The 9,687-nt window shown below is 47.6% G+C and carries 8 protein-coding genes; all 8 read right to left on the bottom strand.

Annotation, left to right across the window (positions count from 1 at the left end; all coding sequences use genetic code 11):
- Positions 1 to 334: ATP-binding cassette domain-containing protein (locus tag RDN93_RS20760; protein WP_308747251.1), on the bottom strand; the 334-nt coding region annotated here is incomplete at its 3' end.
- A 22-nt stretch (positions 335 to 356) separates the two neighbouring features.
- Positions 357 to 923, bottom strand: coding sequence for a PepSY-associated TM helix domain-containing protein (locus RDN93_RS20755; protein WP_308747250.1), 567 nt, complete (start codon positions 921 to 923; stop codon positions 357 to 359).
- Positions 910 to 1,497, bottom strand: a complete 588-nt coding sequence (locus RDN93_RS20750; RefSeq protein WP_308747249.1) for a hypothetical protein — start codon at positions 1,495 to 1,497, stop codon at positions 910 to 912. Before RDN93_RS20750 ends, RDN93_RS20755 begins: the two co-directional genes overlap by 14 nt.
- 173 nt (positions 1,498 to 1,670) lie before the next feature.
- Positions 1,671 to 3,284 (bottom strand): fimbrillin family protein, encoded by a 1,614-nt coding sequence (locus RDN93_RS20745; protein ID WP_308747248.1) that lies wholly within the window; start codon positions 3,282 to 3,284, stop codon positions 1,671 to 1,673.
- 37 nt (positions 3,285 to 3,321) lie between these two features.
- Entirely contained in the window at positions 3,322 to 4,833 is a 1,512-nt protein-coding gene (locus RDN93_RS20740; protein ID WP_308747247.1) for a DUF6850 family outer membrane beta-barrel protein, read from the bottom strand.
- Complete coding sequence (locus tag RDN93_RS20735; protein WP_308747246.1) at positions 4,826 to 6,061, bottom strand: DUF4876 domain-containing protein; 1,236 nt, start codon at positions 6,059 to 6,061, stop codon at positions 4,826 to 4,828. The genes RDN93_RS20740 and RDN93_RS20735 overlap by 8 nt, the downstream gene beginning before the upstream one ends.
- 4 nt (positions 6,062 to 6,065) lie before the next feature.
- Positions 6,066 to 8,909: a TonB-dependent receptor gene (locus RDN93_RS20730; protein WP_308747245.1), complete on the bottom strand. Its 2,844-nt coding sequence runs from the start codon at positions 8,907 to 8,909 to the stop codon at positions 6,066 to 6,068.
- A 251-nt stretch (positions 8,910 to 9,160) separates the two neighbouring features.
- A partial coding sequence (locus tag RDN93_RS20725) for an Asd/ArgC dimerization domain-containing protein (RefSeq protein WP_308747244.1) occupies positions 9,161 to 9,687 on the bottom strand: 527 nt, incomplete at its 5' end.

Here is a 9,687-nt window from a genome sequence, read left to right as displayed (position 1 = left end):
CCTTTTTCCACTGACCGGGGTAGAAAGCTGCGTAGAATTTCTCTATCTCGGTGATAGTCATAAACTGGTATTGCACATGACCCTCAATCAGCAGTCCGATGTTACGACGCAGGGACGGTGGCATGGTTTGTATCTCCTGTCCGAAGATGCGGCATTCTCCCGAGCGCGGTTTCAGGTAACCGCTCAGGATATTTATAGTGGTGGTCTTGCCCGTACCGTTTTTGCCCAACAGTCCCAGGATACGTCCTTTGGGTACTGTGAAACTGAGGTTTTCGTAAATCAACCGTTTGCCGTAATAATGCGTCAGATTGTTACATTCGATAATTTGTTCCATTCGATTTTATCTGTTATTCTATTCAAAAGAAGAAGAGGAAAAGCAGGGGAATCAAGATTCCTGCAATGAGTTCTATTCCCCCTCTGCCGATAATACCTTTATTCCCTTTCAGCATGATGACGCCGGAAAGGGTGATGATAATAAGCCCGACAGCGAAAATATCAGCAAAGTACGTCCACCACTGCCCCGGATTGTAATGCAGACGGGACATCGCCCCGATAAGCGGGCGACGGGTGACGGATTCGTAAACTGCTTCCCCCGTCTTTACATTCACCAAGAGATTGGAGCCGCCTTTCAGGAATACTTTCATTACGTCCGCTTGAGGGAAGTAATGTTTGGTACAGTTGGCTGCCTCTCCCAGTGGTTCCAGCAGGGTAAGTACTTTTTCCTTATTCATTCCCGCCTTGTCCGGCAGGTTTTCGGTTATCTTATATTCTTTCCGCGTGATGGAGAAGTTCGGATTAATTGTATTGCGATGATTCATCACAATGCCGGAAATGGCATATATCAAGACCATTCCGGCAAAGAAAAATGATAAGTCGCGGTGTATAATCCGGCTCCATTTGCGGACGCTGTTACTCCACTTCATACGAATTAGCTTCCATAAAATAGAATGATAAATACTCTTTTCCTGTTTTTGCTTTGCGGTCGGCTATCTTGGCACGGAAGTCGGCGATGCGGGCTTCGGGCGTGTTGGCTGTTTCGCCACGCGCTTTCTTTTCGGTGTCGCATCCGGCTTCGCCTGTACCGTGCTTCTCGGCAGCTTGCGCTTTGAGTTGCGTTTCCCAGTTCTGGAGATAGGCTTCGTCGATGCGTTGCTCTTTCAGCGTGCCGGTGACGCGGACGATGGAGTTCACGCATTTAGGGTCGAATGCGCCCAGTGTTCCGGCTTCCACGCGGATTACCTGCGTGTCGTCACTGCCCATAAGGAAGATTTTCTTGGCTCCATGTTTGCAGGTGTGCGTACAAACGCCTTCGATGGTCACTTCTTTTCCGGCAAGGCTTTCGGCATTTGCCAGGAGAGAGTCGATTTCCAGAGCGGAAGAGGCGGTTTGCTCCGTAGTCGTTTCCGATGCGCTTTTCTGTTGTTTGTTACCACATGAAGTTCCGATAAAAGTCATTGCTGCTAAAGCAACGACGATAGTTAGCTTTTTTGTTTTCATTGTTACTGCTTCGTTTTTTATATAGTTTGTAAATAGTTTATTGCTCTGCTTATAGCATCCGGTAGCCGGTCCTATAAGAGATTAGTTTCAACCCTACTTGAAACTTTTAGTTTCACACCGAGAAACAAAGTGTTTCAAGGCATGAAACAAATATTGCCCCTTGGGCTGGCGGATTAGTCCCTTACGCAACGGAGTTGCATGCCGGCTTTGACGCTGACATAAGATAGTGATAATCTGCCTTCCGGATACTTGGTTGTATTGATTGTGCTCATCAATCCGAAGAACTGTATGTTGGTCAATAATCCGGAAGTACTGTTGTAAATGGGTTTGTAGGCAGTCGAAGTCATATGGTAATTCATTGCCGATTTCCCATGCCATGCAGCTTGGATGTTGTCTTCACTGGCTATTGCAGTCTTTTGATAACTGCCGGCTCCGGTGAGGCTTGTTACCATGCGTACACCGGAGAACCGGTAATTGAATCCTGCATTATTAAGTGATGTTATTTTGCCGCCGTCATAGGTTACATCATAGAAAAGAGCTTTATCACCATCAGCCGGTACTTTACCGTCAGCATCATTCGTTGATTTTCCTACCAGGTTAAAGTACTCCAGGCGTGTCGGTATGTGCCATCCTTTCGGACAGATACCTTGTGCTCCTTCAAAGCTGTTCAAATTACTCTCAGTAATTTCCTTACCGCCCAGGGCAGCTTGCAGGTCATAGAGATAGCCCAATTCTTTTATGGCACTAACATCGGTTGTAGCTACGGTTGCGCCGTCTACAATTTCATACGGATACCAGATATGTGAATCTGCGGTCGGGTCGGTAGAAGGAGTAAATCCTTTCGGGAGATAGATAAGCGGTTCAGCCATCCATGTTGTTCCGTTTGCAAAGGTTACGGTATTGTATTTCACTCCGTCATACAGGAAATAGTTCTCGTCAAGATGTTCTTCGAAAGGAACCTCATTGTCTGCGCCGATTTCGCCCTCATCTGTCCAATTATCAATCTCACCGCTCAGTGTAACGATAATATCATCAGGTAACACACGGACATTCACACTGTATTGTCCGCCTTGAACCAATGTCGTAGAAGCGAGTCTCTGTGATAAAGTCTTGCCGTCAGCAGTTGTTACTTCAAGAGTGAAAGCTACCGTCTGCGGAATGACGATGGCGCGATAGACCTTGTTTGCTGTAACAGCTTGTGCGATGATGTCTGTTGTTGCAACGTTCTCGTCGGCTGTAACCGAAAGGGCTGCCAGGTCGAGAATGGCGGTTGGTACAGAACCTTTCAGTACAACAGATGAAATGTTTGATTGCGTATCATTCTCTACGTTGATGACCAGTTTGGTAAGTAGGTGCTTAAAGTTCATGACGATAGCATTGGTAGAAGGAAGTACGCCGGACTTGCTCGCAGCAATAAGGTCGGATGCACCGTAACCTGTAGTCTGGTCGGCTTTTACCGTAAATGAAGTCGGAGTACCGGCCGCATTATATGGATAATAGGCTACTATCTGCGATTCGTCATTTCCTTCCGGATACCAAAGTAAATCACCGGTAAATACTCCGTCATTGAATGTCATCAGTTTGTTTGATGCATATACGAAGTCATTGCTTTGGGTGACTGTTACTCCGATTTGGTCTGTATTTTCGAAGTTAACTTCCGTAGCACGTGTGATTATGGGAGCAATAGTTATGCGGCTGCTAGTGCCAATAGCCGTTGCTTCCTTCTCTTCTTGCTGGCAGGATGCCAGAAGCGCTGCTGCAAACATAAACGTCAAAATCTTTTTCATTGTTTAATAATTTAGTTCGTATGAATATTGATTGTTTTTAAAAAGTATATCCTAGCTTTATGGTTTCGTTCCATCGGCTCGCACCCTCTATATAGTTGAGGTTGAAACCGTGCGTATAGCTTCCCTGTATCTCCGCATAAATTCCCCGGTTGAAATGATAGCGTAATCCGAGACGGAGAGTGGCGTGCGTGGCGGTTGCGTATTCATTCTGTAGATTATAATAATCAGTCAGACGATAAGGCGGATTGCCCGCTTCCGTAGCTGTCTCAACGGTTCTGCTTTTCTCGGTGAAGTCTCCCGTAGAAAAGGATGCGGCGGCTTTCAGGTCGAATCTTCCGGTGTGAAGTACTCCGGAGATATACGTCCGGCTGCAAAGCATCTTTTCCGAAGCGACGTAAGGGTACATCTGAGTCACGAGACGTTTGGATGCCGATAATTCCGTTCCCAGGCGAAGTTCTCCGCGTGGGCTTATAAGTTCATATTCGGGATTGGCGGAGAAAGCGTCTTGCTCGAAGATACGGTTGGAGCCGTGTACGTGAGTCGTTGTTATTCCGTTGACCGTTTCCTTGCTGATAACGTTCTCATTATTTGCCAAGTGCGACCATTGCAGGTTCAGCCGCAGAAAATGTTCCTTGTTTCCCTGTTTGAAGCGGTAACTCAGATGAGAGGTAATCCGGTGCGTCGGGAATTTGAACCAGATGGCTTCCCGTTCGCCTGCAGAGCCGGAAGAGTGCATATATTCAATATCTCCATAGAAGCCTTTCCATTGCAGTTGCAAGGCTGCTCCGTGAGAGAACTCTTTGACAGGGAAACCGTTGATTCCCGATTCACTCAAGTGGATACCGCTGCCGTTCCATGCTTCGTAGGCTCCATACATCAGTCCTTTATCCAGAAAGGCATTGTAGGACGTCTCTGCCGTACCGATAACTTCCGCTTTGACAGATTCGCTGTTTTTGTTGAAGAGATACGAAAGCCCGATTGCCAGTTCACCGGAATGATACATGACACTGGGGGCTACCGTCAGGTCGAGCCTGTAGTTGGTATGCCGCAAGTCTTTCCGTTTGGAGTAGTTGGCTGCGGAAAAATCTATCTTACCGCCCAATCGCCAGTTGGGGGCGATGTCTGTTGCTATACCGCCCATGAACGCATAGGTTTGCAGGTCTTTGCGTCCGGGGGTGAACTCCAGAACGTCTACCGGGTAAAAGCCCGGATGGATAAACATCGAGCCGCTCATATTCTTGCCCGAAGTTTGGTCGAAGGAGAATGAACCGGTCAGAGAATAGCCTTTCAAGTGGGTGATGGACTTTGCTATCGCCCCGGCACTCCATGACTTTTCCGCTTCGTACGAGTTGCGGAAGTCACCGTGGCGGTTGTTTCCGTACAATTCGGCGTAAGAGGTAGTGATGCTGTCCATCATGATGCCCGTGACATTGGCTCCGGCATTCCATGAGTTACGCCGTTCTATAATGTCATAGGTCTGTGCCGAAGTTGCGGACACCATGCATAATAGCAAAAGACAGGTTATATCTATTTTTCTCATATCACTCATGCAAAGATGGTTTTTCTCGTTCGTAAAAATCGGTGGAAGAGTTGTTGGTATCTACCAGTATCTCATAACCTGCTTCCTGCGTGGCTTCTTCGTCTACCTGGCGGTGTAGGCTGCGCCCGTTGTAAGTGGCGCTTTGGGTGACGTATCCGGCATCGATGGAAGGAGAGATACGCTTCTTATTGTTCGAGGAACCGCCGTAGTATATCTCCGTGCCGTCGATAACCCATTCAAGCGGGACGGCTATCACCCGGTCGACTGTGCTTCCGGGTTTTTGTAGGATGCTGCCTTCTTTGGCAACGAAATCTTGTATTGTAATGCCCTCAGCCTTGAAGATAACTGTGGCGGGAGAGGATAGCGAGTAGGTATAGGCATTGGCCTGTCCCGTCTTCACGACAACGTTCAAGTAATGTTCCGGCGTGATTTGGTCGCCCGGAGCCGGGTGGTATTGCGTGTTCGGGAAATAGACGTTGTTGTAGCAGACAAAGTATCCGGGTTTGTTCAGGTTGACGGACTGCGGATATTGTGCCGCATGGTCGATGGCTCCGTTGAGGGCAATCACCGCATCTTCACCCGGTTGCAGCGGGAACGTCTTGCCTGTGCCGCCAAACTGCCAGACGCACTGGGCGATGGGAGCGAAGTCGGGGAAGATGGTTGCTCCGGTTTCTGCGTCCTGCTTCACCCATACGTTGGTGGCTTGCGCATTGTAAGGGTCGAGCGTCCCGAAGCATAAACTGTCGAGGTATTGTACTTCCGAATCGTTATTGTGCAGGATAATATATTTATCGGACTGGTAATTTCCTTCCAATGGCAGCTTGGTACAACCGCCGCAGTAGATTTCCTTGATGATGATAGCTCCCGCTCTGGAGTGGAGCAATGGCAGATTAAAAGCCATATCCCCGTCCGTCAGTTTTACATTGTCGGCGAGCCCGTTGAAGATGTCCTGGTCGCTCTTGTCACTGATTTGCACACGGTAGATTCCTTGTGTCAGTGAAAATTGCACCGTTCCGTCCTTGTCGGTTTTTGCCTTGTAAGAGTTGCCACGGTCTACGTCTTCAATTTTCACGGTTATTCCTTCCCGGAGATATTCTGTATAACCTTCCGGATAGACGGCAGTGACTTGCAGGGTGTGCAACTGGTCGCCGTATGGATTCTCTTTGTCAATGTCCGTGCATCCTGCTGCGATGCCGATGACGGCTGTCAGTAATACTATGTAGATGGATTGCTTCATAAGTTTAAAATTTAATGCGGCAAGTGAGCCCGTAATAGAAATCAGGGGTGAAGAGCACGCTTACACCGGTTGCACGGGATTTCACATAAGGACGTGAGTTGGTAAAGTTGATAGCGTTGAGAGACAGGGATATGTGGTCGCCAATCTCTTTGGTTATGTTGATGTTGGCAGAGAAATACGGGGCGTAACCGTCGGCTGCGAACGTATAGGCATTGCCCGATTTACGTATCAGATAAGAGAACTCCGGATTTTCGGCTTCGGCGGAAGTGAAAGGATGCATTTCGTTATTCAGGTCGAGATAGGCTACCGGCCAGATGGCTGTGTAGGAATCTCCGTCGTAGATACTTCCTTCGGTTCGGGCATTACTGCTTTCGCTGACTTTGAAGGCATATTCCTTGCCCTTGTATTCGGAGATGTTCTGCGAACGCTTCACTAGTGAGGCTTCCAGCCGGCAGGATATAATCAGCCGGGCTTTCGGGATACGGGTGATGGCAGTGATATTGGCATCCAGCGAGTGGGTGCGCCTGCCGTTGGCGGTTATGGATGAATTGTCGCCGTTGGCATAGATACCTACATATTGGTAAGAACGGTTGGGAAGGCTGGCATCGGTGTGCGACCATCCGTTCTGATAATAATAGGATAACGAGTTATCTATATATTTCGTGTAAGTATAGGCAGCATCTATCCGGAATTGTGTACGGATAGGGATTATCTCCGGGAAGTCGACAATCAGTTCCGCTCCCCGGCGGATTACGTCCATGCCATTGTTGGGAGAGGTTGATTTGACAAAGGTCTGGTCGGTCACCTTTACGTCCATCGGAGTCCAGTAGTCCGATTCGTTTTCACGTATATAAACCATCCCTGTCTGGCTGTCCACATTGATTTGCGGGTTAGCGGGCATCGTGAATCCATCGGGTAATTGGAGTATATCATATGCGAACGGGGTATACGTACTTGTGTATTTATACGGCAGTTTCGTGCGGTTGAAGTATCCGACTAGTGAAATTCGGGTACGGGCGACATTGAGGTCGATACCTATCTCCGAGTTTTGGTTCTTTTGCCAGCGGAGATTCTCGTTGTGCGGCAAGGTGTAGGGCTGGCTATAATACACATAAGATGACTCATTGTTATTATAAGAGAATCCGAAAGTCTGTATATCCCGGTATTCCTGCTTGGGATACAGCATATAAAAAGAAGGCAATTTCTCGGAAATCCCCCATCCGCCACGGATAGCGATATATTCGTTCAACTGCCACCGGGCATTGAAGCGTGGCGAAAGGCTGTTCAGACTGTTATATTCCGTCCCTTTGATAAATAGATTTTCCCAGCGTACGCCCGCCATCAACCTGAGCATTGTATTCCCGACAGGTAGTGACAGGCTTTCCTCTGCATAAAACGAAACGTTATGCATATACGGATATGCGCTATAAGGGCGTGGGCGGTAACCGTTCGGAGCCAATGCGGGGTCTTTATAATATTCTCCTTCACCCACATTTCCCGTTGCTTTCCACTGAACACCTGCTTTCAGATTACTGTTTGCAGTACCGAACCGACGGTTCCATTCATACTTCAAGGATGCTGCGTAATCCAGTTCTTTGGAATCGACCACCTGGTCGGCAAAATAAGTGTACGGCAGTTTGCTTGCCAGGAAATACCCTTCCTGGGTGGCGTGCACTGCCGGTTGCTCGGATGCAGAAGAATAAAAAGTGTGCGAGTGCGAGTTATTATCATTATAATACACCGATGCGTCAAATTTGAGGTTGGTTATCCACGGTTTATTGAGCAACCACGCCAGTGAAGTATTGGCACGGAATACGTTATCCCGCACTTTGGTATATTCTCCTGAATATGCGTCAGGGTCATCTTTCGTATTCATACCGCCGATATTGCCCGTGACACCGATGTCGAACCGGAATACTTTGTGGAAAGTATTGCTGTATCCGGCAGAGAAACTTCTTCTTGTATAAGAGGTATAAGGAGAAATCAGCTTTTGGGTAGCCTTTGTCCATTCTCCGTTTATGTTGATAACTCCTTTGTCATTCCCTAAATCAAGTCCCTTTGAAAACGAAACCTGTTCCGTGCGCGGATTGATGGAGAGTAATATGTTCCACGGTGTCTTTCCTTTTCTGGTGTTGATTTTAACCATACCGCTGTTTAAGTCGCCATATTCGGCGGACGGTACGCCCGTGATTACTTCCACCGATTCAATATCTGCTACGGCAATGCTCCGGGTATCCGCACCGTTCATGTCGCCGAATGAACCATTGTTGCCGATGCGTACGCCATCTACTTCTATGGCTGTCCCGAAAGCAGCGTTACCGGCTGTCGAACCGCCGGCGCGTAATGAGAAAATGTTATTGGCGGTAAGGTCGGGTACTTTCGTCTTTCCCCCAGGAAGCAGTGCGGAAATATCACTGACATTGGATACTTGGAGATGCTCTAAGGCATTGCTACCGATAGTCAGCGTAGTGTTCAACTCGTTTTTCGGAGCTTGTGCGGTGACAACCACTCCTTCCAGTGCGAGGGTATTTTCTTTGAGTTGGATAGTCAGATTCTTGATGTCTTTACGTACGTCTACAGGAAGAGTTGTCGGCACATAACCCAGGAAAGATACTTCTATATTGTATTTCCCGCTTTGTACTCCCGGTATCGTAAATTCTCCTTTCTGATTGGATACAGCCCATAAGTAGGTGCCTTTGATAACGATAGATGCACCAGGCAAGGGGGAATTCGTTTTTGCTTCGGTCACGCGACCGGAGATTGTATAGATGTTTGAATTGGCGGCAACCTCAAATAGATTGCAAAATAATAGCCCCCACAATGCAATATTAAAAAGACAATACTTCATAGATAAGTTTTGCGCAAAATTCGTTAAATAACGGCTGCGGGGCAATCGCTATAATTAGTTATTTTAAAGAAATGAAATACCTATAATAAGTGAGGGTTTGCGACAAAAGAACCTTTTCGGTTTTATGAGGAAGGCATATGGTATATAAAATAAGAAACCGGCTTGCAACGCGATACTGTTCGCAATGCAAGCCGGTTCATTGGTTTGGCTTATCTTTGTCGATGTCCGGATTTTATCTCCGGACTGATACCTTAGACATTTTTTACTTTAATCAGATACTCGGCAATCTGAACAGCGTTCAGTGCGGCACCCTTCTTAATCTGGTCACCTACAATCCAGAAAGTCAGCCCGTTTTCGTTTGTCAGGTCTTTGCGGATACGTCCTACGTAAACCGGGTCTTTACCAGCCAGGAACAACGGCATCGGATATTCTTTCTCTGCAGGATTGTCCTGAAGAACCAGGCCTTCTCCCTTGGCGAACGCTTCGCGGGCTTCTTCCACGGAAATCGGACGTTCTGTTTCTACCCAAATGCTTTCGGAGTGGGCACGCAATGCGGGAACACGCACGCAAGTAGCACTAACCTTGATGTCGGAATGCATGATCTTACGTGTTTCGTTAAACATCTTCATTTCTTCCTTCGTGTAACCGTTTTCTGTGAATACGTCAATCTGCGGAATCAGGTTGAAAGCCAACTGATACGCGAACTTTTCCACAGTCACAGGCTCGTTTGCCAATACCTGACGATATTGTTCGTACAATTCGTCCATGGCAGCGGCAC

The sequence above is a fragment of the uncultured Bacteroides sp. genome, from assembly GCF_902491285.1.
GTDB lineage: Bacteria > Bacteroidota > Bacteroidia > Bacteroidales > Bacteroidaceae > Bacteroides.
Note: the sequence above shows the minus strand (reverse complement) of the source record. Positions and strands in the feature narration are given on the sequence as shown.

Bases quoted from the DNA above. Each gene is read 5' to 3' on its own strand.
- RDN93_RS20755 (WP_308747250.1), bottom strand. From the start codon at position 923: ATGAAGTGGAGTAACAGCGTCCGCAAATGGAGCCGGATTATACACCGC.
- RDN93_RS20735 (WP_308747246.1), bottom strand. From the start codon at position 6,061: ATGAAGCAATCCATCTACATAGTATTACTGACAGCCGTCATCGGCATC.
- RDN93_RS20730 (WP_308747245.1), bottom strand. From the start codon at position 8,909: ATGAAGTATTGTCTTTTTAATATTGCATTGTGGGGGCTATTATTTTGC.
- RDN93_RS20750 (WP_308747249.1), bottom strand. From the start codon at position 1,497: ATGAAAACAAAAAAGCTAACTATCGTCGTTGCTTTAGCAGCAATGACT.
- RDN93_RS20745 (WP_308747248.1), bottom strand. From the start codon at position 3,284: ATGAAAAAGATTTTGACGTTTATGTTTGCAGCAGCGCTTCTGGCATCC.
- RDN93_RS20740 (WP_308747247.1), bottom strand. From the start codon at position 4,833: ATGAGTGATATGAGAAAAATAGATATAACCTGTCTTTTGCTATTATGC.